This is a genomic window from Nocardia nepalensis (assembly GCF_048910785.1).
Taxonomy (GTDB): Bacteria; Actinomycetota; Actinomycetes; order Mycobacteriales; family Mycobacteriaceae; genus Nocardia; species Nocardia nepalensis.
The window spans coordinates 364,072-388,225 of record NZ_JBKBET010000021.1 but is presented as its reverse complement, the minus strand read 5'-3'; the positions used below and the strand labels follow the sequence as shown (position 1 = coordinate 388,225).

Sequence of the window (24,154 nt, the reverse complement as noted above, 5' to 3'; positions counted from 1 at the left end):
TTGATCGACGCTATGAGTACTGAACTGCAGTTCAAGAGGATATGGGGGGTGCAACTCGATGGCTGATCTATCGGTGGAGACCGATGCGGTCCGAGCCTTCGCTACCACGAACGCCGGGGTCGCCAGCGAGATCGCGGGAGCGGGCAATTTCGACGCCGTGCAGAACGTCGCCGCACTCACGCCGGTATTCGGTTTGATCGGCGCCGACTATCTGCTGGCGTTCGCCGCGGCGCAGGTCCTACAGGCCAAGGACATCAACGATCTCTCGGCCAAGTACGACAAGCTGTCGAAGTCCGCGTTCACCGCGGCCGCTGCGTTCGACACCACCGACTCTAGCAACGCAGGCGTGTTGAACACGATCGCGAACCAGGTCGGAGGCGCGGTATGAAGCCGATGGATTCCGGAGTGATCGCACCCGATCTCCAGAGCGTGGCAATCGAAGAGGCGGTGATCGCGACGCAGAACACCGCCGTCGACGCGCTACAGAATGCGACGCAAGGGTTGAGCGATCTGTCGCTGCCGCAGCTGCCCGCGGATATGCCGCCGATCGAGGCGCCCGAATTCGTGCTCGCGCGCAAGATCACCGAGGAATCGCCGCAGCTGGGCACCGTGCCCGCGGGAATGCCTGGGCTGAACGGCAATTCGACGCCGGATGCCAGCGCCATTCTCTCCGGCGCGGTGCCGGCCGATGTGTCGCAGGCACTCACCGATGCGCATACCGCGATCAGCAATGCGGCGGCGCCGGTGGTCCAAGCGGCGCAGAGCGCGGCGCAGCAGGCGCAGAGTGCGGTGAGCAGCGCGCTCGGCGGGGCGAGCACCCAGGGTGCGGCGGCGAGCGCGGCGGCGACCGACATTCCGACCGATCCGGTCGCGGCGCTGATGCAGGGCCTGTCGATTCCCGGTATTCCGGGCATCGACACCTTGTTCCAGCCGATTCTCGAGCTGCTGAGCAGCTTCGGCACCGGTGTCATCGGCGCCTTCGACCCGACCGCGATTCTCAGCCAGTCCTCGAAGGTCATCGAGGCCGCCGTGAGCATCGGCAAGGGTGGTCTGCAAACCGTCGAGCAGCTGTGGCAGGGGCAGTCGTCGCACGAGGCGCAGGCCGCGAGCAAGACGGCGCAGACCCAGGGGCAGGACACCAGTCAGCGCGGTATCGACATCTCCGAACTCACCCAGCGGGCCGCCGCGGTGGTGCAGCAGGGCAATGCGCAGTTGCTCGGGATCGCGAGCGAATTCGCCACGCAGGCAACCGCACTCGTGCCGGTGGCGCTGACCCCGCCCGGCCAGGCCGCGCTGATCGCGACGGCGACCGAACATCTGGGGTCGGCCGTCGCCGTCGCCAATGCCACCCGCGGTGACCTGGCCGGGAAGACGGCCGAGCTGACCGGTCTGGTGAACCAGCTGCTCGGGACCAGCGGTCTGCCCGCCCCACAGGAGGTCGCGCAGGCGGTCATGCAGAACATCGGGGAGCCGATCCTGGAACAGGCGCAGTCGGTCGCGGAGAACGCCACGACCAACGCCTCCAGCCTGTTGGACGGTTCGACCACCTCCGGTTCACCGAGCACGTCGACCACGACGGCATCGACGAACACCGGACACACCACCTCGGGATCCCCCGGCATCACCGGCATATCGGGCCGCTCCGGCTCGGGGGGTACCAGCACGGGTTCGCCGTCGACGCAGAAGGTGACCGGCACGCCGGGCAGCACGGTCTCGCCTATCAGTCGGGTCTCGGGCCTGTCCGGCACCTCCTTGGGCACGGGTACGTCGACCGGCGCGTCGAGCACTGGCAGCTCCTTCATGGGCGGCAGCCCCGGCGCCGCCGGCCAACGCGGCGCCAACGACGACGAACACTCGCGCAACGTCGAGCCGTACCAGAGCCGCACCGGCAACGACGACCTCACCGGCCCCCTCGGTGAGTCCACCCCCGACGTCATCGGCGCGACCCACCCCGACGAACTGGTCAGCTCGGATTACGAACAGGACCAGTTCTAACCCCCACTGCCACAACAGTTCTGATAGTGCCTCCGTCCGGTTTCCGGCCGGGGGCGCTGTCGTTCCATCGGTGCTTCGGAGGCCGGATCTGGGGATCCACACCCGTCCTGGTGCCCGGCAGAGAGTATGGATCCCTAGAGGGAGTGCGCCCCTCGCCCGGGGGCGAGGGGCGCAGGGGATTCAGCGGTCCTGGACGAACGCGTCGAGGAGTTTGCGGTAGAGGTCGGTGAAGCGTTTGCGGTTGGCTTGTTGCTCGGTGCTCAGGCCATCGGACCCCTCGGGGGCGTACATGAGCGCGTGGACGTCCTGATCGGGCGGTGCGGGCATGAGGTCGATGATCTGAGAGCCCTGGTCGTTATCGGTGGGCATGCCGAGGTCGAGTGCGGCAAGCGATCTGGTTTCCGCCAGTGCGGCATTCAGGACGTCGGTGGGGACGGTGCCGGTGAGCCGTTGCGGTAGGGCATCGGCGGCGCGGGTGGTCGCGGCGGCGTCGGGTTGTTTCACCGCGTGGCCGTCGGCGTAGATCTGCAGAAGTGGGCGCAGGTCGACCCGCTCGGACCAGCCGCCCGGGATGGTCGTCAGCGTCAGTAGTGCGGTGGCGGGCAAGGGTGCCTGGACCGGGGCGGGCGGTGGTGCGTCGGCGGCCGGTTGGGCCGAGGCGGTGCCCCAGCTACCGGCGAATGCCACGACCAGAATCAGCAGTGCCGACTTCGTCCTTCGCATGAAATCCCCATCTACGGTGTGCCACAGGCGAACTGCTCTCGCTGATCGAACCGAGCGCCCTCGATCATCGCAGCGCGCGGGGCCGATCGGCGCCCGCGCGCTGTGGTGTCGCTCAATTCTTATCAGCGCAGGCCCGGCGGATTGCTCAGATCCGAGGCCGAGTAGGTGTCGCACGCCTGGACCTGGCCGGTCTTATAGCCGGTCAGGAACCATTTCTGCCGCTGGTCCGAGGAACCGTGGGTCCAGGCCTCCGGATTGACGCGGCCCTGGGCGGCACGCTGGATTCGGTCGTCGCCGACCGCGGAGGCGGCGGATAGGGCATCGCGGATGTCGTTGTCGGACAGGGGTTTCAGGAAGGGCTGGTTGGTGCCGGGGGCGGGCTGCTTATCCGCGAAGTGGGCCCAGATGCCCGCGTAGCAGTCGGCCTGGAGTTCGGTGCGCACCGCGCCGGATTCGGCTCCGCGCGGATCCTTTTGTGCCCGGCCGATATCGCCGAGCAGGTTCTGGATGTGGTGTCCGATCTCGTGCGCCACCACATACTCCTGGGCGAGCGGACCGCCGCTGGACCCGAATCGGTCGACCAGTTCCTGGAAGAAGCTGGTGTCGAAGTAGGCGGTGCGGTCGGCGGGACAATAGAACGGGCCGACCGCGCTGGTCGCATTGCCGCAGCCGGTCGAGACGGCGCCGGAGAACAGCACCAGTTTCGGCTTCGAATACTTCTTGCCGGTCTGCTGCGGCAGTTCCGTCGACCAGACCGCGTCGAGGCTCTGCGCGGTGAGCACCACCCGGCAATCGACGTACTTATTGGCATCCGCGCCGGTCTTGCAGTGTGCGGGGGTGCCCGCGGTGCCGGGCTGCACATTGCTTTTATCGGTGCCGTTCAACTGTCCGAGCAGCGACCCGGGATCTCCGCCGAGCAATAGGCCCAGCACCAGCAGGATCAGACCACCCGCGCCACCGCCGAGCGCGATCTTGCCGCCCATCCCCGGGCCACCGCCGGAAGAAGCCCGATCCGGGTCGATCTGGAGGCCTTCGTTGAAGGTCATCTGCTTCGCTTTCTCGTGGTCCAAACGCCTCGGTCATACCCCGCCGATACAGCTTCGCACGCCTGGCGGCGATATCGGTTTCCACTCGGGATATGTGTCTCACTACGATGGCAACCGCACCGGGTCGCCCTTCCGGTGTCACATTCGTCGAAAGGAATCCTGTGCTGCGCACCCACTTGGCTGGTTCGCTGCGAAGCGAGCATGCCGGTCAGACCGTCACCCTCACCGGCTGGGTGGCCCGGCGTCGTGACCACGGTGGCGTGATCTTCATCGATCTGCGCGATGCGTCGGGTGTGGCGCAGGCGGTGTTCCGCGAGGGTGAACCCGCCGAACAGGCGCATAGGCTGCGCGCGGAATATTGCGTGCTGGTCACCGGTGTGGTCGAGCAGCGTCCCGACGGCAATGAGAACCCGGAGCTGCCGACCGGCTCGATCGAGGTCAACGTCACCAAGCTCGAGGTCCTCAACGAGGCCGCGCCGCTGCCGTTCCAGCTCGACGAGCAGCCCGGTGACGAGGCCCGCCTCAAGTACCGCTACCTCGACCTGCGCCGCGAAGCCCCGGGTAAGGCCATCCGGCTGCGGTCGAAGGTCAACGCCGCCGCCCGCAAGGTGCTGGCGCACCACGAATTCGTCGAGGTCGAGACCCCGACCATGACCCGATCGACACCCGAGGGCGCCCGCGACTTCCTGGTGCCGGCACGCCTGCAGCCGGGTAACTTCTACGCGCTGCCGCAGAGCCCGCAGCTGTTCAAGCAGCTGCTGATGGTCGCCGGAGTCGAGCGGTACTACCAGATCGCGCGCTGCTACCGCGACGAGGACTTCCGCGCCGACCGCCAGCCCGAATTCACCCAGCTCGACCTCGAGATGAGCTTCGTGCGCCAGGAGGACGTGATCCTGGTCGCCGAGGAGATCCTCGAGGAGCTGTGGAAGCTGGTCGGCTACGAGATCCCCTTCCCGATTCCGCATATGACCTACGCCGAGGCGATGCGTCGCTTCGGCAGCGATAAGCCGGACCTGCGTTTCGGCGTCGAGATCACCGAATGCGCCGAGTACTTCAAGGACACTCCGTTCCGGGTGTTCCAGGCGGAGTACGTGGGTGCGGTCGTGATGCCGGGCGGTGCGAGCCAGCCGCGGCGTCAGCTCGACGCCTGGCAGGACTGGGCCAAGCAGCGCGGCGCCAAGGGTTTGGCGTATGTGCTGGTGCAGGAGGACGGCACGCTCGGCGGTCCGGTCGCCAAGAACCTCAGCGAATCCGAGCGCGAGGGCCTGGCCAAACATGTCGGCGCGGAGCCCGGTGACTGTGTGTTCTTCGCCGCGGGTCCGGCCAAGGCGCAACGCGCGCTGCTCGGTGCGGCGCGCGGCGAGATCGCGCGCAAATGCGGTCTGATCGATGAGAACGCCTGGGCGTTCGTGTGGATCGTGGACGCGCCGTTGTTCGAGCCCGCCGCCGAGGCGACCGCGAGTGGTGATGTGGCACTTGGTTATTCGGCGTGGACGGCGGTGCACCACGCGTTCACCTCGCCCAAGCCGGAATCGCTGGACACCTTCGACACCGATCCGGGTTCGGCCCTGGCCTACGCCTACGACATCGTCTGCAACGGCAACGAGATCGGCGGCGGCAGCATCCGTATCCATCGCCGCGATGTGCAGGAGCGCGTCTTCAAGGTGATGGGCATCGGACACGAGGAGGCGCAGGAGAAGTTCGGCTTCCTGCTCGACGCGTTCTCCTACGGCGCGCCGCCGCACGGCGGTATCGCATTCGGCTGGGACCGGATCACCGCGCTGCTGGCCGGGATGGATTCGATCCGCGAGGTCATCGCCTTCCCGAAGACGGGCGGCGGTGTCGATCCGCTGACCGACGCACCCGCGCCGATCACCGCGCAGCAGCGCAAGGAAGCGGGGCTGGACGTCAAGCCGGAAAAGAAGAAGGACGGCGAAGTGAAGGGCTCCGCAGAGTAGGCGGTATAGCGGGCGCTGCTGGCCGGTGCGGCGAGCATGCTGGCGGTGGTGACCGCGAAATCGGCCGCGCTGGTCGGGGTGTTCATCTCGGTGACGACCGTGCCCGCGGCCGGATTCGCGGTGGTCGCGGCGACCTTGGGGCAGTGGCATATCGCATTCATGTCGGCGGGTCAGCTCGCGGTGAACCTGGCCGGCATCGTCACGGCCGGTGTGCTCATGCTGGCGCTGCGACCGCGCGCTAGCAGCGAGGGCGGGCCCATCACACGGCTCCAGAAGTGGTGGTGGATGCGGTCGCTGTCATCGAGGGTGACCGCGAATTCTGTTGCGGGGCCGAGGTTTCGGAGCGCTGGGAGCAGGGTGCGCCCAGCGCTGCCGCAACTAGGTGACGGACACGGTACCGCCGGTGAGTGCCCGGTAGGCGTAGGTCACCGCGATCGTGCACACCGGCCCGGCGATCAGCAGACCGAAGCCGCACAGCAGCGTGGCGACGAAGGTGATCACCAGCACCGCGAGCGCCAGTAGCAGCGCCTGCCCGAGATTGGTGATGACCAGCGTCGCGCTGGACTTGATCGCGGCGAACGGGCCCTGTTCCTGATCGACGACGAAATGCAGTGCGAACATGCACAGGAACCCGGCGATCAGGCCGGGCACGAAGCACAGCGCCGCGCCGATCCAAGTCAGTGCGAACGCGAGCAGAGCTGTCAATAGGACATTGCCCGCGTTCACGAATTGGAAGTAGGACGCGAAAGTCGGCTTGTTGCCGTCTGTTTCGTAAAGGGCACCGCGGATCATGGCCGCCTGCAGCAGCCAGATCGCGACCATCACAAGCAAGAAGATCAGCAACAGGCTCAACAGCGAATTCGGTTGTACGACCTGGACGATGAGCACGAAGGCGAGATAGATGATCAAGCCGACCGCGGTGACCGCCAGCCAGGGGCCGATATTCGCGCGGAACTTCTCCCAGCCGTAGCTCAGCGCGTTGCCGACGTCGAGGGTGGTCGGGGCGCCCGGGGCAGATTGGTAGCCGTAGGTCGGGGTGCCGGGGGGCATTGTGCCGGGGGGAGGCATGGTGCCCTGCGGGGGCATGGTGCCGGGCGGCATGGGTTGCGTCGCGCCCGGCGGTACGGTGCCGGGCTGCATCGCCCCGGGAGGCATTGCCCCGGGAGGCGTCGCCCCAGGAGGCATCGCCCCGGGAGGCGTCGCGCCGGGAGGCATTGCGCCGGGAGGCGTCGCGCCTGGAGGCATTGCGCCGGGCGGTACGGCGCCAGGCTGAGCAGCGCCGGGTGGCACGGTACCGGGCTTTACCAGGTCAGGAGCTGCTGCGCCAGTCGTTCCCACACCAGGCTGCGTCGACCCGGGCATCGGCGCCGGACCGGTTCCCGGCGGACCGTAACTCGGCTGTCCCGATTCTGCGGGCGCGCTGACGGGCGGTGGTGGCTCCAGCGGTTCACTGCCGTATTGCGCCGCGCCGGGACCCTCGAACTGTGGGTATCCGGCGGGCCCGGCCATCTCGTGCCTGCCGTGTCCGGTGCTCGGTTCCGTCGGTTGCGGGGCTGGACTCTCGTGCTGTCCCGGCTGCGCGGCGAACTGCTCGCCAGCAGTGTCCTCGGGCGCGTCACCACTCCGCTCGGGCGAACCAGTTGGTTCGTTCGGCTTGGGCGACGGTGTGTCGGTCATTATCTGAAGACCTTTCGACGCAACTGGTTTGCGGTGTGGCGCACGGCAGTTGACGATGAGAAAACCGGACAGCCGCAATGGTGTCAAGCAAGCAGCGCCTGTTCCGCAACCTTGACGCAGACACGCCGAACGACGCGGAAAGGTTGTGTAACCGCTCGCTAGAAGTGACCCGGTGCGAGTAGCTTGATTAGCGATGACCGCACTATTGGCCGAACGCGCCGCCGAAGTCGTGTCCGCAGCACAACAGTTGCTCACAAAGCGCATGGGTGCTCCGGTAAAGCTGAGCGATCCGATGGAACTCAGCGGTAGTGGTAGGACGACGGTCCTACGCGTGCGTGTTTCAGAGAACGCCTTCTCCCTGCCCCGGACGCTCATCGTCAAGCAGGTTCGCGGGTCCGCGGAGGACCGCAGGACGGGTGGTCTAGCGCCCGGCGTCGCCAGCATCGATTCCGCGTTTCTGCGCGAGGCCGTGTCGTATCAGTTCACCACCGCGCTCAGCCGCGAACAGCGGCCCGGTGCGTACCTGATCGCGCACAGCCTGCCGGATCGGCTGCTCGTCCTGAGCGATCTCGGTGATAACTCCCGGATGACGCAGGTGCTGCAATCCGGTGCGGAAACCGCGACGCGCAACGGGTTGATGGCGTTCGCGCAGGCGCTGGGCCGGATGCATGCGGCGACCGTCGGGCGGGAAGCGGATTTCGTCGCGCTGCTGCGCCGGGTGGAAGTGGTGCATCGGGTCGACGGCATCGCCCAGCAGGCCGAGGCCGCCATCTCCGAGGTGCCCGGCATGCTGCAGCGTGAACTGGGCATCGAGGTACCCGGCGAGATCGCCGAGCGCATCGTCCGAGGCAATCGGCTCTTCTCCGCCGGACGCTTCCGCGCGTTCAGCCCCTCCGACCTGTGCCCCGATAACGTGATCCTCAACGAGGAGGGCGCGCGCTTCCTCGACTACGAATGGGGTGGTTTCCGCGACGCCACCCTGGACATCGCCTACGCGCTGGTGTCCTTCCCCGGCTGCCTCTGTGACTTCGAACTGTCCCGCGAACGCGCCAAGCAAATGGTCGAGGCGTGGCGCTCGGAGGTCGTCGGTGTCTGGCCCGCCCTGGCCGACGACGGCGTCCTCGCCGAACGCATTCTGGAGGCCCGCCTCATCTGGGTCTGGCTGACCACCTACTGGTTCCTGCCCGCCGACCACACCCGCATAGCCTCCGCCCGCGAACACGGCCTCTCCGTCCCCCGCTCGGAAGCCCTCATCAACCGTTGGGCAGCACTGGCGGAGGATGCACGCTGCACCGGTGATGACGCGGTCGGTGATTTCGCCGAGGATGTGTCGGCGATGCTCGAAGAGCGTTGGGCGGAATAGGGTTTCGCATTGGGGTGGACCTGCCTACCCCGGGTGTCGAATGAGTTCGAAGAGGCGGGATTCCAGGTGGGCTCGTTCTATGGTGTTTTCGGTCAGCAGGAGGGCTGATTCGTAGGCCTGGATGGCTTCGGTGGTGCGGCCGAGTTCGGTGAGGAAGGCGGCGCGCGAGGCTTCCAGGTAGCCATAGGTGGCCAGTGCTGGTTCGCTCGCGAGGGCGTCGAGTAGGGCGAGTCCGCGGGCCGGGTTGCCGGAAAGGCCTACGGCCACTGCGTAATTCAGGCGCGCTACCGGTGCCGGCCAGGTGCGCAGCAGCAGGGTGTAGAGGCCGGTGATTTCGCGCCAGTCGGTCTGTTCCCAGGAGGGGGCTTCATCGTGGACGGCGGCGATGGCGGCTTGCAGGGTGTATCGATCGGTATGTGGGAGAGCGCTTTTCACCAACGCGATGCCCTCGGCGATGGCTTCCCGGTCCCAGCGGGAGCGGTCTTGGTGTTCAAGAGTGCACAGTCGGCCGTCGTCGTCCAGCCGGGCGGCGCGGCGAGCGTCGGTGAGCAGGATCAGGGCGAGTAGGCCGGTGACGGACGGGTCGTCGGGGACCAGTGCGTGCATCATTCGCCCAACCTGGAGTGCTCGTTCGACGAGATCGTGACGGACCAGCGTATCGCCCGATGGGGCAGTGTGGCCGGTGGTGAACAGCAGGTGGATGACCGCGCATATGGTGTCGAGCCGTTCGGGGAGTTCGCGCACCGACGGCACCCGGTAGGGGATGCGCGCCACCGCGATCTTCTTCTTGGCGCGGGTGATTCGGGCCGCTATGGTCGATTCGCTGGTCAGGAAGGCGCGGGCGACCTCGGCGGTGGTTACGCCACAGACGAGGCGCAGGGTCAGTGCCACTTGCGCTTCGCGGGCGAGTGCGGGGTGGCAGCAGGTGCTGATCAGCCGCAGCCGGTCATCGGGGATGACCGATGCCGAATCCAGTTCGGCGAGTGCGAGATCGGCGGTGTCGTCGTCGGTCTGGTCGGTGACCAGCTCGGGCAGGGTGCGCCGCATGGTCGAGTCGCGGCGCAGTAGATCGAGGCCGCGCCGTCGGGCCACGGTGGTGAGCCAGGCGCCGGGCTTGGCGGGCACGCCGTGCTGCGCCCACTCGGTGAGCGCTCGCGCGTAGGCGTCCTGCACGCATTCCTCGGCGAGGTCGAAGTCGCGGACGAGCCGCACCGTCGCGGCGAGCACGAAGGCCCATTCGCGACGGTGCGCCTGCTCGACGGCCGCGGCGGCATGGTCGGCCGCATCGGTGTCGATCGACATCGGATCAGTCGAAGGTCATGATCGGCCGCACCTCGACGCCGCCGAACCGGGCGGGCACCTGCTTGGCCAGTGCGATCGCGGCGTCCAGATCCGCGGCCTCGATCAGGTAGTAGCCGCCGAGGGCCTCCTTGGCCTCGGCGAATGGCGCGTCGGTCACGGTGAAATCGCCATTGTCGTTCTGGCGGATCGAGGTGGCGGTGGAGGTGGGCTGCAGGGCGTTGCCGCCCTTGACCGCGTCGCCCGCGATCTCCCCGAATGCCACGTGCGCCTGGTAGACCTCGCCCATGACCTGCTCCGATGCGGAGGCGTACGCGCTTTCGTCCTCGTAAATCAGCACCAAGTACTGGCTCATGATCTCGCTCCTTCGGGTTCCGGCGACCCGCCCATCGGGCCGTCGTATTCGTTCCGACGAGCGAGCTCGACGGAAATCGACAACCTGTCGCGAGAAAATTCTGCTACTGCCGGATTCGGAGCGAAAGTGCACGCCCGGACCCGTCCTTGTCAGGCCACCGGCCCCGGGCGTGGCTCGACCCGGCCACCGGACCGCACGGCGAACGAAGCCCCATGGCGGACACCGGAATTCGGGTCGGAGACATCGCTGACGTAGAACCAGTCCATTTGGGTCTGGTCCGCAGTGACCTCCAGAACGCCGTAGCCGTGCGATTCCATCTCGATGTACCGCAGGTGGCGGTTGACGCCCTTGACGGCTTCCTCGACCGGGACCGCGGCCGTGCGCGGGGGCGCCTTCAGCAGTTCGCCGAGGCTGGACGAGGTGACAGACGGGACGACGAATTCCGCGCCGACGGACGGTCCGGCCGGATAGTTCGCCGGATCGACGGGCAGGTCGGCGGCCCAGGACGAGTGGATATCGCCGGTGAGGAAGACGATATCGCCGACTTGCTGGTCGATGATCGACTGGAACAGCGTGCGGCGGTCGGCGGTGTAGCCGTCCCACTGGTCGCCGTTGGCCGGAATGCCGGATTGGGGCACGCCCATCATCGTGGTGATGGCCTGGGTGGTGGCCGGTTCCAGCGGCGGGAACACCAGCGGCGCGATCATCACCGAATTGCCGACGAGCTTCCACTGCACCGGAGCGGAGGCCAAACCGGCGGTGAGCCAATCCATTTGGGCCTTGCCGGTGATGGTGCGCGCCGGGTTGTCGACCTCGCGCCAGCCCGCGACCGGCTTGACTTCCTGATCGCGGTAGCTGCGCAGGTCGAGCATGGACAGTTCGGCCAGGGTGCCGAAACGCAGTCGCCGGTAGATCTGGACGTCGGCGCCCGAGTTGGTCGCGCGGACCGGCATCCATTCGAGATATGCGCGGGCGGAGGCGGCGCGGCGGGGCTGCCAGTCGCCCTGGGTGGCCGGATCGTGGTTGTTGGCGCCGCCGGACCAGGCGTTATCGGCGAATTCGTGGTCGTCCCAGGTGCAGATGAACGGCACGCGCGCGTGCAACGTGAGCAGGTCCGGATCGGTTTTGTACTGCGCGTGCCGAATTCGATAGTCGGCGAGCGTGACGATCTCGTTGGCCGGTTCGTGCGGACGAACCGCGCCGCCCCGCCCGCCGTATTTGCCGCGGCCGTATTCGTAGATGTAGTCGCCGAGGTGCACGATCGCGTCGAGGTCGGTGCGGTTGGCGAGGTGCCGGTAGGCGCCGAAGTAACCCGCCTCCCAGTTCGCGCACGACACCACGCCGAGGCGCAGGCGGTCGACCTGCGCCGAGGTGGCCGGTGCGGTGCGGGTGCGGCCGACGGGGGAGTGCACGCCGAATGCGGTGAAGCGGTAGAAGTATCCGCTGCCGGGCTGCAGACCGGTGACGTCGATTTTGACCGTGTGATCGGATTCCGCTGTGGCCGTGGCGATTCCGGATGCGGCAACGGAGCTGAACCGCTCGTCGGCGGCGACCTCCCAGTGCACCGCCGCCGATTCACCGACGCCGGAACCGGGCGTCGCATCGTCGGAGACGGTGACGCGCGTCCAGATGATCACGTCAGTGGGCAGCGGATCACCGGAAGCGACGCCGTGGCGGAACACCGGTCCGTCCGCCCGCGTCGGCGCGGTGGTCAGGAGTGCGGTGGCGGTCGCCGCGGCCCCACCTTTGAGCAGGGTGCGTCGAGCGAATGGCCCGAGGGGCGCAGAATCTGGCACGACGACGTTTTGGGCCACGAGTGACGATCACAGCTGATCGGCGGGCGGCAGGCAAATCGTGACCGTTCCCGTACCGGTCGGTCTCTGCGGGTTCGCTCGCGGCGATGGTGGCGCACCGCCTCCCACGCACGCAGCGCGGGAGGTGTCGGTCCCTCTCGGTAACGTGCTCGGCGTGAGCGAAGGCTTATTCGACGTGCCCGGTGACGAGCCGCCGACGGGGCACTCCATCGACAGTGTCGTGCGCCGCGATGCCGGTGCGCCGCTGGCGGTGCGTATGCGGCCCGCGACGTTGGACGAAGTGGTCGGGCAACAGCATCTGCTCGGGCCCGGATCGCCGCTGCGGCGGTTGATCGAGGGTTCGGGCGCGGCGTCGGTGTTGTTGTACGGACCGCCGGGAACCGGCAAGACGACGCTGGCCTCGCTGATCTCGCAGGCCACCGGCCGCCGCTTCGAGGCACTGTCGGCCTTGTCCGCGGGTGTGAAGGAGGTGCGCGCGGTCATCGATGTGGCCCGCCGCCGCCTGAGCGTCGGTGAACAGACCGTGCTGTTCATCGATGAGGTGCACCGCTTCTCCAAGACCCAGCAGGACGCGCTGCTCGCCGCGGTGGAGAACCGGATCGTGCTGCTGGTCGGCGCGACGACCGAGAATCCGTCGTTCTCGGTGGTATCGCCGCTGCTGTCACGCTCACTGGTTTTGCAACTGCAGTCGCTCACCGAGGCCGATATCCGGACCGTGCTCGACCGCGCACTGGCGGATCCGCGTGGCTACGGCGGGGCGTACACGGTGACCGATGCCGCGCTGGATCACATCGTGCGGATCGCGGGCGGTGACGCGCGCCGGGCGTTGACCGCCTTGGAGGCCTCCGCGGAATCCTCCTTGGACGGCACCGTCGATGTGGATCTCGTCGAGGCCAGTGTGGACAAGGCCGCGGTCCGCTACGACCGCGCGGGCGATCAGCATTACGACGTGGTGAGCGCGTTCATCAAATCCATTCGCGGCTCGGATGTCGATGCGGCCCTGCACTATTTGGCGCGAATGCTCAGCGCGGGGGAGGATCCCCGCTTCATCGCCCGCCGCCTGGTGATATCGGCGAGCGAGGATATCGGCATGGCCGATCCGATGGCGCTGCAAACCGCGGTGGCGGCCGCGCATGTCGTCCAGCTCATCGGCATGCCCGAGGCCCAACTCACCCTGACCCACGCGACAATTCATCTGGCCACCGCCCCGAAATCCGGTGCGGTCCCCGCCGCCCTCGGCGCCGCCCTCGCCGACATCTCGGCGGGCAAGGCAGGCGTGGTACCCGCGCATCTGCGCGACGGCCACTACGCGGGCGCCGCCGCCCTGGGCAACGCCCAGGGCTACAAATACCCGCACGACGACCCGGACGGCGTCCTGGCCCAACAGTATCCACCCGACGAAATCGTCGGCCGCGACTACTACACCCCGACCGACCACGGCGTCGAACGCGATATCCAACGCCGCGTCGAGAAGTTGCGCCGCATCGTCCGCGGACGGTAACCGCGCAGAGGCCGGACCTGGTCACTTCGCCCTGGCGATGAGCCGCTCGGTATCACGGTGGACCCCGGGACCCTGAAGTCCCGGGTCCGCTGAGGACATCGGCATTGCTCGGTACCACCCCGGTCGCTGGAAAAACGGATGCGGGACACCGGTAGGCTGGATATCTGTGCAGACCCACGAGATCCGACGGCGATTCCTGGACCATTTTGTCCGTGCCGGACACACCGAGGTGCCCAGTGCCTCGCTGATCCTGGCCGACCCGACCCTGCTGTTCGTCAACGCGGGCATGGTTCAGTTCAAGCCGTACTTCTTGGGCCAGGAGGCGCCCCCCTTCCCGCGCGCGACCAGTGTGCAGAAATGCGTCCGCACCGGCGATATCGAAGAGGTCGGCGTCACCACGCGGCACAACACCTTCTTCCAGATGGCGGGCAATTTCTCCTTCGGTGACTACTTCAAGGAGGGTGCCATCACCCTGGCCTGGGAGTTGATCACCAACTCGCAGGAGGACGGCGGCTACGGCTTCGATCCCGAGCGGATCTGGGTCACCGCCTACGAATCCGATCCGGAGGCCGCCGAGATCTGGCACCGGGTCGCGGGCATCCCGAAGGAGCGGATCCAGTTCCGCGACGGCAAGGACAACTACTGGGATATGGGCGTGCCCGGCCCGGGTGGACCGTGTTCGGAGATCTACTATGACCGCGGCCCCGAATACGGCAAGGACGGTGGTCCGGTCGCCGACGAGGACCGCTACCTGGAGATCTGGAACCTCGTCTTCATGCAGGACATCCGCGGTGAGCAGAGCCCCAAGCTGGGCCACCCGCCGATCGGATCGCTGCCCAAGAAGAACATCGACACCGGCATGGGCGTCGAGCGCATCGCGCTGCTGCTGCAGGGTGTCGACAACGTCTACGAGACCGACCTGCTGCGCCCGATCATCGATAAGGCCGAGGAGCTGACCGGCCGGTCCTACGGCGTCGAACACGAGGACGACCGCCGCTTCCGCGTCATCGCCGACCATGCCCGCACCTCGGCCATGCTGATCGCCGACGGCGTCAACCCGGGCAATGAGGGCCGCGGCTACGTGCTGCGCCGTCTGCTGCGCCGGATCGTGCGCTCGGCCCGGCTGCTCGGGGCGGAGAAGCCGGTGATCGGCGAGTTCATGAAGGTCGTCAGCGAGTTGATGTCGCCGTCGTATCCGGAACTGGCCACCGACTTCGCCCGGATCGAGAACGTCGCGGTCGGTGAGGAGACGGCGTTCCTCAAGACCCTGAACACCGGCTCCCGGTTGTTCGCCGACGCGGTCGACGAGGTCGCGGCCAAGGGCGGCAAGACGATTCCGGGTTCGGACGCCTTCAAACTGCACGACACCTACGGCTTCCCGATCGAGCTGACCCTGGAGATGGCCTCCGAGGCGGGGCTGTCGGTCGACGAGGAGGGCTTCCGCTCGCTCATGGCCGAGCAGCGGAAGATGGCCAAGGAGGATGCGCAGGCGCGCAAGCACGGCCATGCCGACCTGACCATCTACAAGGAACTGGTCGACCGCGGCGCAACGGAATTCACCGGCTTCGACGAGCTGACCTCCGAGGCCCACGTGCTGGCTCTGATCGCCGACGGTGTGCGCGTTCCCACCGCGACGGCCGGTCAGGATGTCGAGGTGATCCTGGACCGCAGCCCGCTGTACGCGGAGTCCGGCGGTCAGATCGCCGATCGCGGCACCATCACCGCGCAGGGTCTCAAGCTGCGCGTCAACGATGTGCAGAAGATCGCCAAGAAGCTGTGGGTGCACAAGACCACGGTCGAACAGGGGCAGATCACCGAGGGCGATGTCGTACTCGCGCAGGCCGATCCGGCTTGGCGGCGCGGCGCCACCCAAGGCCACTCGGGGACGCATATGGTGCATGCCGCGCTGCGGCAGGTGCTCGGCCCGAACGCCGTGCAGGCCGGTTCACTGAACAAGCCCGGCTATCTGCGTTTCGACTTCAACTGGCAGGGCCAGCTCTCCGAACAGCAGAAGGCCGATATCGAGGCTGTCTCCAATGACGCGGTCGGTGCGGACTTCCCGGTGAACACCTTTGTCACCGATCTGCCCAAGGCCAAGCAGATGGGCGCGCTGGCGCTGTTCGGCGAGAACTACGGCGACGAGGTGCGCGTCGTGGAGATCGGCGGACCGTTCTCGATGGAGCTGTGCGGTGGTACGCACGTACAGCATTCCTCGCAGATCGGCCCGATCACCGTGCTCGGCGAGTCGGCCATCGGCTCCGGCAAACGCCGGGTCGAGGCCTTCGTCGGCCTGGATTCCTACCAGTACCTGGCCAAGGAGCGTGCGCTGCTGGCCGGTGTCGCATCCTCGCTGAAGGTGCCCTCGGAAGAGGTGCCCGCGCGCGTCGAGCAGCTCGTGGAGCGGCTGAAGGCGGCCGAGAAGGAGCTGGAGCGCACCAAGATCGCCGCGGTGCTCGCCTCGGCCAGCAAATTCGTGGACGAGGCCGAGCGGGTCGGCAGCGTGCTGCTGGTGGCCGCCGCCGCGCCCGAGGGCGTCACCGCGGGTGACCTGCGCACGCTGGCCACCGATATCCGCGGCCGCTTCGGCAGTAACCCCGCGGTGGTGGTGCTGCTCGGCAACGCCGATGGCAAGGTGCCGTTTGTCGTGACGGTCAACAAGAGCGCACAAGACCTCGGCTTCAAGGCCGGTGATCTGGTCGCCAGCTTCGGCCCGAGCATTTCCGGTCGCGGTGGCGGCAAGCCGGAGATGGCGCAGGGCGCCGGTTCGGATCCCGCGGGTATCGAAGTCGGCCTGTCCGCCGTCCGTGCCCGGGTGGCCGAACTGGCCGGGTGATGGGGGACTCCGAGAGTCATAATTCGTCGGATTTGCCGCGCGGCGCCGACCGTCCCTCACCTGTGACCGATCCCGGTCGCGGCAGGCGGATCGGCGTCGATGTCGGCAGCGTCCGGATCGGGGTCGCCTCCAGCGATCCGGACGGCGTGCTCGCCACGCCCGTGGAGACGGTGCCGCGCACGAAGCCGAATAAGCGCGCATCCGGTCCGACAAGCGATATTTCCAGAATTGCCGAAATTGTGCGGGAGTACGAGGCCGTCGAGGTCATCGTCGGCCTGCCCCGGACCTTGCGCGGGGAAAAGGGCACCGCGGCCGGTCTGGCAATCGCATTCGCGGAGCGTTTGCGTGCAGTCATAGCACCCGTGCCTATCCGACTTTCCGACGAACGTTTGACTACGGTGTCAGCTGCACGTGCATTGCGGGACAGTGGAGTTCGCGCGCGTGGCCAGCGGCAGGTAATCGATCAGGCGGCGGCCGTGTCGATCCTGCAAGGATGGTTGGACGAACGGAGTGCGGTTTTGAGGTCGGCCGAAGCGGAGTCTGAGTCCGGAGACGATGCATGACGGATCGATGGGCGCGAGCCGAGGAACGCTACCGACAGCGCGAGGCTGATCGGCGTTACCGGCGAAACGACCAGGCTTGGGAAGACTACGACGACGACACCAACGTCATCCCGCGCTATACCGACGAGGATCCGGACGAGCCGATGGCGGCCGCGCCTCCGCGTCGCGCCGCACCGCAGCGGGTCGAGCACGGGGAACAGCGGCGGGGGCGCGGTGCGAGCGCCCAGCGTTCCGAGGGGGCACAACCCCGGCGCTCGCGCGGCGACGGGGTGGGTGGCGGCCGGGGCGGTGCCGGCCCTTCCCGGTCCGGGCGGACCCGATCCGAACGCGGCGGGAGTCGCGACGAGGAGCGGCGCTCGGAGTCTCGCTCGGAGCGGCAACGCAGCGCGCCGTCGCGTGGCCGACGCTCCCGGGCGGCCTCACGCAAGGCCGCCGAGCGGAAGAAGCGCCGCCGGAATCTATGGCTCATCGGTGCGATGTTCGTGGCGCTGTTCGTCGGCGCGGCGGTCTTCGCGGGGATGAAGCTGGTGAAGATGTTCGGCGGGCCCGAGGATTTCGCGGGTCCGGTCGGACCGCTGGTGGTGGTGCAGGTGCATCCGGGTGACACCTCGAACCAGATCGCGGACGAAATGCAGAAGAAAGGCGTCGTCGCGAGCAGCGAGGCCTTCTTCCAAGCGGCCGTGCGCAATTCGAATATGAATTCGGTGCAGCCCGGGTACTACTCGATCCCGAGTCACAGCCCGGCCGCACAGGCGGTGACGGCGCTGCTCGGCAAGGATTCGCGGGTCGGCAATCTGGTCGTCTCCGAGGGACGGCAACTGCACGACCAGCAGGACGTGAATACCGGCTCGCGCAAGGACGGCATCTATCGCAAGATCGCCGCCGCCAGTTGCGTCGGCACCGGCACGACCCAGAAGTGTGTCACCTATGACCAGCTCGACGCCGCCGGATCGGGCGCGGATCTGACCGTCCTCGGCGTGCCGAGCTGGGCCGAGCAGCGGGTGCGCGACGTGCCCGACCGCAGCAGGCAGCTCGAGGGCCTGATCGCAGCGGGTACTTGGGACTTCGATCCGAGTGGGACGCCCGAGCAGATCCTGCGGCAACTGGTGAGCGCGAGTGCGCGCAGCTATGAGTCGACGGGACTGCTGCAGTCGGGCGCCGAAACCAGACTGAATCCGTACCAGACCCTGATCGCCGCATCGCTGGTGGAACGCGAAGCGCTGCCACAGGATATGGGCAAGGTGGCGCGGGTTATCGTGAACCGGCTCGCCGCCAACCAGCCGCTGCAGTTCGACTCGACGGTGAACTACGCGCTGGACCGCACCGAGGTCGCCACCACCGATACCGACCGGGCCACGCGAACCCCGTGGAACACCTACGCCATGCCCGGGCTGCCCGCCACGCCGATCTCCGCGCCGTCACTGAATGCGTTGCGCGCGGTGGAGAATCCGGAGGCGGGGACCTGGTTGTACTTCGTGACCATCGACAAGCAGGGGACCACATTGTTTACCGAGAGCTACAACGAACATCTGCGCAATATCGAAAAGGCCAGGCAGAGCGGGATTCTCGACAGTGGCCGGTAAAGGGACCGGGCCGCGTAAGGCGGCGGTGCTCGGGAAGCCGATCGCGCATTCGCGCTCGCCGCAGTTGCACCTGGCCGCATACCGTGCGCTCGGGCTCGACTGGACCTACGAGCGCATCGAATGTTCGGCCGAGGAACTGCCCGGCGTGGTCGACGGGCTCGGTCCCGAATGGGTCGGGCTGTCGGTGACGATGCCGGGTAAAGAGGCCGCGCTGGCGTACGCGAGCGAGCGGACCGAGCGGGCGGTGCTGGTCGGGTCGGCGAATACGCTGGTTCGGATCGAAGCTGGTTCGGGCGATTCGTCTGCGGTTTCGACCGAGGAACGAGCCCACGGCTGGCGTGCTGATTGCACCGATGTGGACGGGGTGTTCGGCGCGTTGCGCGGTGTTGGCGTCGGCGAACTCGCGGAGGCTGTGGTGCTCGGCGCGGGTGGTACCGCGCGTCCGGCGCTGCTCGCGTTATCCGAACTCGGCGCGAAGACGGTGACCATTGTCGCCAGGGATGCCGAACGAGCCCGCGGCGCAGTAGAACTCGCGGAACGCCTCGGCATGACCGCCGTCGTTATCCCCTTCGATCCCCACGCTTTGCGCGCGGTGTGCGCGAACGCGGGCGCGGTGGTGAGCACGATTCCGGCGGAAGCCGCCGCGGTTGTCGCCGAGGCGGTGGCCGCGGCTCCGGTGGTGCTCGACGCGATCTACAATCCGTGGCCGACCCCGTTGGCCGTCGCGGTCGCGCGGGCGGGGCACACCGTGGTGAGCGGGCTGGAGATGCTGCTGAACCAGGCCTACGGGCAGGTCGAGCAGTTCACCGGACGCCCGGCGCCGCGCGTGGAAATGGCCACGGCGATAAATCTGTAACCGGTTCTCATTTGGATCCGGCCGACTCGAGGCTATGGTGTTGACCATGAATGGTTGGGTGTTGCGGGCCATAGCGCTCGGTGCGCTGGTCGTTTTCCTGCGTGCCGTGCTGGGATTCGCGATGGTGTACTGGCCGACCCAGGGCAGCTGGATGCGGCCGCTGTGCCTGGTCGTCCTGCTCGTGGCGATCGTGTTCTGGGGCGTGCTGGATGGACGCAAGGACCGCGAAGTCCATCCGGATCCGGAGCACGGTTCCGACCTGACCATCCAGTGGCTGAAGACCGCGGCCGCCGCTGGCCTCGGCAGCGGCGCGGTCTCCTGGCTGCTCGACTGGCTGCCCAAATTCGATCTCGGCGATAACGGCCTGCTCTTCGAGCTGACCGCGGGCGCCTCCTTCATCGTCCTGCTGGTCTTCATCCCCGGCCTCATCGGCGTCGGCATCGGCCGCATCATCGCCGACCGCCGAATCAACAAGTCCGCGAATCCGTCCGCACCGCAGGCCCCGCAGTCGGCCGCGACGCCCGCGTAACCCATCGCGAATTCGACTGGAGGCGACCTTCATCGGCTGATATGGCCGGAAGGTCGCCTTCGCTCTTTCCAGGGCAGCCGCAGTTTGCCGTCTGGATGTGGTCGCGGCTCGGGCTAGAGGAGGATGGCGCCGCTGCTCGGGCTGTCTTCGCGGGCGATGGCGGAGTAGGCGGCGGCGAGGAGGGTGGGGTCGGGGCCCTCGAGGCGGCCGGGCTTGGCGAGGCCGTCGAGCACGACGAAGCGTAGGACGCCGGATCGGGTCTTCTTATCGGTCTGCATGACGTCGAGGAGTTGGGGGAGGGCGCCGGCGTCGTAGCTGGTCGGCAGGCCGATGCTGGCGAGGATGGTGCGGTGGCGGTCGGCGGTCGCGTCGTCGAGGCGACCAGCGAGGCGGCCGAGTTCGGCGGCGAAGACCAGGCCGACCGAGACGGCGGCGCCGTGGCGCCAGCGGTAGCGCTCGCGGCGTTCGATGGCGTGGCCGAGGGTGTGGCCGTAGTTGAGGATCTCGCGCAGGCTGGCTTCCTTGAGGTCGGCGGCGACGACATCGGCCTTCACTTGGATCGCGCGGCGGACCAGCTCGGGCAGCACATCGCCGGTCGGATCGAGCGCGGCCTCCGGATCGCGCTCCACCAACTCCAGGATCACCGGGTCGGCGATGAAACCGGCCTTGATGATCTCGGCCATGCCCGCGACGATCTCGTTGCGCGGCACGGTTTCCAGCGTCGCCAGGTCCACCAGCACCGCGGCCGGTTCGTGGAAGCTGCCGACGAGATTCTTGCCCGCCTCGGTGTTGATACCGGTCTTACCGCCGACGGCCGCGTCGACCATGGCCAGCAGTGTGGTCGGCACATGCACGATCCGCACCCCGCGCATCCAGGTGGCGGCGACGAATCCGGCCAGATCGGTCGCCGCACCGCCACCGAGACTCACCACGACATCGTTGCGGGTCAGGCCGATCCGCCCGAGCACCTCCCAGCAGAAGCCCGCGACGGCCAGATCCTTACCCGCCTCGGCGTCCGGGATCTCGACGCGATGCGCATCGATACCCTTGTCGGCCAGCGCCTTCCGCACCACCTCGGCGGTCTCGGCCAGCGGCGGCTGATGGAAGATCGCGACGGTGCGCACGCCGGTGGTCGCGCCGGCGACCGAGTCGACGAGTTCGGTGAGCAGGCCGCGGCCGATGATGACCGGATACGGGTCGGCGGTGCGGACTTCGATGCGACTCGGCTCAGCTGGGCTTTCACTCACGGGTACTCGGCTCCGATTCTGTGCGTGCTGTTTGGTTGAGCGCTCGCGCGCGGGCGCGGCGGGCCCTGGTGCGCCGGGACCGGCTGCCAGCGGTCGGCGTGTCACCGGATCCTTCGGAGCCGGCGGGGCCGTTGGAGATTTTGCCGGTGGGCTTGGTTCGATCGGCCGTCGCGGTGGTGACCTTGGTTCGTTCCGTGGTCGCGGGTTCGGCGTTATCGGCCTGAGCGGCGGCCCGGCGGCGGGCGGCGGCGCGAGCCCTGGCGGCGCGCCGGGCTCGTGACCTGTTGCTGCCCGGGGTCTTCGGTGTTTGGGTCGGCGAGGCTGCGGCAGTATCCGGCGCGATTCCGGTCGAATCGGGCTCCGCGTCTTGCGGCAGTACCGATTCCATGCCCAGCTTCGCCATGATCATCCGCACCACCCGGCCCGGACTGCGCCCGTCGGTGCGCACCCGGACCGTAGCGACCTCCCGGTACAGCGGCCGGCGCTTGCGCATCAGCTCGCGATACTTCGCACCCGGATCCGCACCGTTGAGCAGCGGCCGCTGCGTGCTCGCGCCGGTGCGCCGAAGTCCTTCGGCCACACTGATTTCCAGATACACGACGGTGCGATTGCGCAGCAGTGCCCTGGTGTCCTTGGACAGCACGGCACCGCCCCCGAGCGACACCACACCGCGTTCGGCGAGGATGGCGCGGCGCACCACCCGCTCCTCGATCCGGCGGAATTCGGGCTCGCCGTCCTCGCTGAAGATCTCCGGGATGGTGCGCCCGGTCTCGCGCTCGATCCCGGCATCGGTGTCGTAAAGCTCGACACCGAGTTCCCTGGCGAGCTTGCGGCCGATCGTCGATTTCCCCGCTCCGGGCGGTCCGACCAGCACCACGCGCGGTGCGCGCGGATCGGACTGCACGATCATTGCGGCGGCACGTGTGGTCGGGTGCTGACGCGCTTGACGTAGCTGGTGATGTTGTCGAGGGTCTCGACCAGCGAATCGCCGCCGAACTTCTCCAGTGCGGCCTGCGCGACGACCAGCGCGACCATGGACTCGGCGACCACACCCGCGGCCGGCACGGCACAGACGTCGGAACGCTGGTGGATGGCGACGGCCTCCTCGCCGGTGGCCATATCGACCGTGGACAGCGCGCGCGGCACCGTCGAGATGGGCTTCATCGCGGCACGTACGCGCAGCGGTTCGCCATTGGTCATGCCGCCTTCGAGACCGCCCGCGCGGTTGGTCGAGCGCAGCACGCCGTCCGGTCCCGGCTTCATCTCGTCGTGCGCCTGGCTGCCCCGGCGCCGCGCGGTTTCGAAGCCGTCGCCGACCTCGACGCCCTTGATCGCCTGAATGCCCATGAGCGCGCCCGCGAGTCGCGAGTCGAGCCGGTCCGGACCGCTGATGAAGGAACCCAGTCCGACGGGCAGCCCATCCACGACCACCTCGACCACGCCGCCGAGGGTGTCACCGTCCTTCTTGGCGGCCTCGATCTCGGCGATCATCGCGGCCTCGGCGTCCTTGTCTAACGCGCGCACCGGACTTTCATCGATCGCGGCCAGGTCGGCGGGGGTCGGCACGATGCCGGTGGTGTTGGCGGCGGTGCCGATCGAGACGACGTGCGAGACGACCTCCACACCGAATGCCTGCCGCAGGAAGTTCCTGGCGACGGTGCCTGCCGCGACGCGCGCGGCGGTCTCGCGAGCGCTGGCCCGCTCCAACACATTGCGGGCGTCGTCGAAGTTGTACTTGAGCATGCCGGAGTAGTCGGCGTGGCCGGGCCGGGGCCGGGTCAGCGGCGCGTTGCGGGCCATATCGGCGAGTTCGCTCTCGTCGACCGGATCCGCGGACATGACCGTCGTCCACTTCGGCCATTCGGAGTTCGCGATCTCGATGGCCACCGGTCCGCCCATGGTGCGCCCGTGGCGCACCCCGCCGACCACGGTGACCTTGTCGGCCTCGAACTTCATCCGGGCGCCGCGCCCGTACCCGAGACGACGGCGCGCCAACTGTGCGGAGATCTCGTCGGATGTCACCTCGACACCGGCCACCATCCCCTCGAGGATGGTGACGAGAGCGGGACCATGGGATTCTCCGGCAGTTATCCAGCGCAGCACGTCGTCCATCTTCCCATGTCGGCGCGGGTGCTCCGGCACGCGGCCCGGCGTGATGACGGGCACGGTCGCGTCGCTCGCGGCATGGGCATCGGCTAGCCGTGCGCCGCCGCCAGGCTCAGCACTGTCGCGAGGCACATGGCAGGCCCGTGGGGCAGTGCCCTCGGTCCGGCTCGATCATCGCCGGACCGAATCCGCCACCGGGCCAGCACGGCGAGTCCGAATGCCGCGGTCAGGACCGGGGCCGCCAGTGCCGCCCGAACCCACACCTGCGCACCGCCGAGTGCGGCGACCGCGCCGAGTCCGATCGCGAGCTTCACATCACCTGCCCCGAGCGCGGCGGGTGTGATCAAGTGCATCAGTAGGTAGGGCGTCGCGAGTAGGACCGCACCGGCTGCCGCGGCTGTGAATTGTGTTGTGAACAGCGCATATCCGAAGATGATCACCGCACCGGACATGGTGAGCGCATTGGGTAGTCGGCGATGCCGAAGATCGACTGCGGTGAGGGCCGCGCACCAGGCCACCAGCGGGGCAAAGGCGATGGGGGACATGGCTTCCAGCCTCGTCCGCCACGGTGGCGCAAGCAGCCTCGATTTTCGGATTGGGGATAGCCGATCGATATGTGAACATCGATCGACTCGCTCGCGTTTTTCCCGCGGGAATGCCTCGGCAACTGGACATTGTGCCCAATACGACGGGTGTGGCCCGGTTA

The 24,154-nt window shown here is 67.8% G+C and carries 19 protein-coding genes and 2 pseudogenes; 11 read left to right on the top strand and 10 right to left on the bottom strand.

Going from position 1 to position 24,154, the window contains the following annotated elements:
• The first annotated feature begins 58 nt into the window (after positions 1 to 58).
• Positions 59 to 388 (top strand): type VII secretion target, encoded by a 330-nt coding sequence (locus ACHQ4I_RS18715; protein WP_420773065.1) that lies wholly within the window; start codon positions 59 to 61, stop codon positions 386 to 388.
• Entirely contained in the window at positions 385 to 1,995 is a 1,611-nt protein-coding gene (locus ACHQ4I_RS18710; protein ID WP_420773064.1) for a hypothetical protein, read from the top strand. Before ACHQ4I_RS18715 ends, ACHQ4I_RS18710 begins: the two co-directional genes overlap by 4 nt.
• Positions 1,996 to 2,175: 180 nt before the next feature.
• On the opposite strand, the gene ACHQ4I_RS18705 is transcribed toward ACHQ4I_RS18710, so the two are convergent.
• A complete protein-coding gene (locus ACHQ4I_RS18705) occupies positions 2,176 to 2,718 on the bottom strand; it encodes a hypothetical protein (RefSeq protein WP_420773063.1) in 543 nt (180 codons plus the stop codon).
• A 122-nt stretch (positions 2,719 to 2,840) separates the two neighbouring features.
• Positions 2,841 to 3,764: a KPN_02809 family neutral zinc metallopeptidase gene (ypfJ, locus tag ACHQ4I_RS18700; RefSeq protein ID WP_420773062.1), complete on the bottom strand. Its 924-nt coding sequence runs from the start codon at positions 3,762 to 3,764 to the stop codon at positions 2,841 to 2,843.
• A gap of 161 nt (positions 3,765 to 3,925) precedes the next feature.
• Here ypfJ and aspS point away from each other — a divergent pair, with 161 nt between their 5' ends.
• Both aspS and ACHQ4I_RS18690 read left to right on the top strand, forming a co-directional pair.
• The gene (gene aspS / locus ACHQ4I_RS18695) at positions 3,926 to 5,722 is read left to right on the top strand and encodes an aspartate--tRNA ligase (RefSeq protein ID WP_420773061.1); all 1,797 of its coding nucleotides are present in this window, start codon (positions 3,926 to 3,928) and stop codon (positions 5,720 to 5,722) included.
• Between the two features lie 12 nt (positions 5,723 to 5,734).
• Positions 5,735 to 5,959 (top strand): annotated as a pseudogene (locus ACHQ4I_RS18690) (DUF389 domain-containing protein); the annotation flags it as partial.
• A gap of 141 nt (positions 5,960 to 6,100) precedes the next feature.
• On the opposite strand, the gene ACHQ4I_RS18685 reads toward ACHQ4I_RS18690, so the two are convergent.
• Complete coding sequence (locus ACHQ4I_RS18685) at positions 6,101 to 6,862, bottom strand: hypothetical protein (RefSeq protein ID WP_420773060.1); 762 nt, start codon at positions 6,860 to 6,862, stop codon at positions 6,101 to 6,103.
• Positions 6,863 to 7,592: 730 nt separating this feature from the next.
• Here ACHQ4I_RS18685 and ACHQ4I_RS18680 point away from each other — a divergent pair.
• The gene (locus ACHQ4I_RS18680) at positions 7,593 to 8,762 is read left to right on the top strand and encodes a phosphotransferase family protein (RefSeq protein WP_420773059.1); all 1,170 of its coding nucleotides are present in this window, start codon (positions 7,593 to 7,595) and stop codon (positions 8,760 to 8,762) included.
• A gap of 24 nt (positions 8,763 to 8,786) precedes the next feature.
• Here ACHQ4I_RS18680 and ACHQ4I_RS18675 read toward each other — a convergent pair whose 3' ends face one another.
• The 3 genes from ACHQ4I_RS18675 to ACHQ4I_RS18665 all read right to left on the bottom strand — a co-directional run bounded on the left by ACHQ4I_RS18675 (position 8,787) and on the right by ACHQ4I_RS18665 (position 12,212).
• Positions 8,787 to 10,064 (bottom strand): RNA polymerase sigma factor, encoded by a 1,278-nt coding sequence (locus tag ACHQ4I_RS18675; RefSeq protein ID WP_420773058.1) that lies wholly within the window; start codon positions 10,062 to 10,064, stop codon positions 8,787 to 8,789.
• 4 nt (positions 10,065 to 10,068) lie between these two features.
• Complete coding sequence (locus tag ACHQ4I_RS18670) at positions 10,069 to 10,416, bottom strand: YciI family protein (RefSeq protein WP_420773057.1); 348 nt, start codon at positions 10,414 to 10,416, stop codon at positions 10,069 to 10,071.
• Between the two features lie 149 nt (positions 10,417 to 10,565).
• The gene (locus ACHQ4I_RS18665) at positions 10,566 to 12,212 is read right to left on the bottom strand and encodes an alkaline phosphatase D family protein (protein WP_420773056.1); all 1,647 of its coding nucleotides are present in this window, start codon (positions 12,210 to 12,212) and stop codon (positions 10,566 to 10,568) included.
• Positions 12,213 to 12,384: 172 nt separating this feature from the next.
• On the opposite strand from ACHQ4I_RS18665, the gene ACHQ4I_RS18660 reads away from it, so the two are divergent.
• The 6 genes from ACHQ4I_RS18660 (at position 12,385) to ACHQ4I_RS18635 (ending at position 20,095) form a co-directional block, all read left to right on the top strand.
• Positions 12,385 to 13,731, top strand: coding sequence for a replication-associated recombination protein A (locus ACHQ4I_RS18660; protein WP_420773055.1), 1,347 nt, complete (start codon positions 12,385 to 12,387; stop codon positions 13,729 to 13,731).
• A gap of 166 nt (positions 13,732 to 13,897) precedes the next feature.
• Positions 13,898 to 16,564 carry an alanine--tRNA ligase gene (gene alaS / locus ACHQ4I_RS18655; RefSeq protein WP_420773054.1) on the top strand — a complete coding sequence of 889 codons (2,667 nt, stop codon included), beginning with the start codon at positions 13,898 to 13,900 and terminating at the stop codon, positions 16,562 to 16,564.
• Positions 16,564 to 17,127: a Holliday junction resolvase RuvX gene (gene ruvX, locus ACHQ4I_RS18650; protein ID WP_420773053.1), complete on the top strand. Its 564-nt coding sequence runs from the start codon at positions 16,564 to 16,566 to the stop codon at positions 17,125 to 17,127. The genes alaS and ruvX overlap by 1 nt, the downstream gene beginning before the upstream one ends.
• Positions 17,124 to 18,710, top strand: coding sequence for an endolytic transglycosylase MltG (mltG, locus tag ACHQ4I_RS18645; RefSeq protein ID WP_420773052.1), 1,587 nt, complete (start codon positions 17,124 to 17,126; stop codon positions 18,708 to 18,710). Before ruvX ends, mltG begins: the two co-directional genes overlap by 4 nt.
• On the top strand, positions 18,700 to 19,566 hold the full coding sequence (locus ACHQ4I_RS18640; RefSeq protein WP_420773051.1) for a shikimate dehydrogenase: 867 nt from the start codon (positions 18,700 to 18,702) through the stop codon (positions 19,564 to 19,566). The genes mltG and ACHQ4I_RS18640 overlap by 11 nt, the downstream gene beginning before the upstream one ends.
• A 46-nt stretch (positions 19,567 to 19,612) precedes the next feature.
• Positions 19,613 to 20,095, top strand: coding sequence for a B-4DMT family transporter (locus tag ACHQ4I_RS18635; protein ID WP_420773050.1), 483 nt, complete (start codon positions 19,613 to 19,615; stop codon positions 20,093 to 20,095).
• A gap of 113 nt (positions 20,096 to 20,208) precedes the next feature.
• Here the strand turns inward: ACHQ4I_RS18635 and aroB are convergent, their stop codons facing one another.
• The 4 genes and pseudogenes from aroB to ACHQ4I_RS18615 form a co-directional block, all read right to left on the bottom strand.
• Positions 20,209 to 21,342, bottom strand: a complete 1,134-nt coding sequence (gene aroB, locus ACHQ4I_RS18630) for a 3-dehydroquinate synthase (protein ID WP_420773049.1) — start codon at positions 21,340 to 21,342, stop codon at positions 20,209 to 20,211.
• Positions 21,343 to 21,733: 391 nt separating this feature from the next.
• A pseudogene (locus ACHQ4I_RS18625) lies at positions 21,734 to 22,252 on the bottom strand (shikimate kinase); the annotation flags it as partial.
• Entirely contained in the window at positions 22,249 to 23,445 is a 1,197-nt protein-coding gene (gene aroC / locus ACHQ4I_RS18620; RefSeq protein ID WP_420773097.1) for a chorismate synthase, read from the bottom strand. The gene aroC and the pseudogene ACHQ4I_RS18625, both read right to left, overlap by 4 nt.
• A 92-nt stretch (positions 23,446 to 23,537) precedes the next feature.
• Positions 23,538 to 23,993, bottom strand: a complete 456-nt coding sequence (locus tag ACHQ4I_RS18615; RefSeq protein WP_420773048.1) for a prepilin peptidase — start codon at positions 23,991 to 23,993, stop codon at positions 23,538 to 23,540.
• Positions 23,994 to 24,154 lie beyond the last annotated feature (161 nt).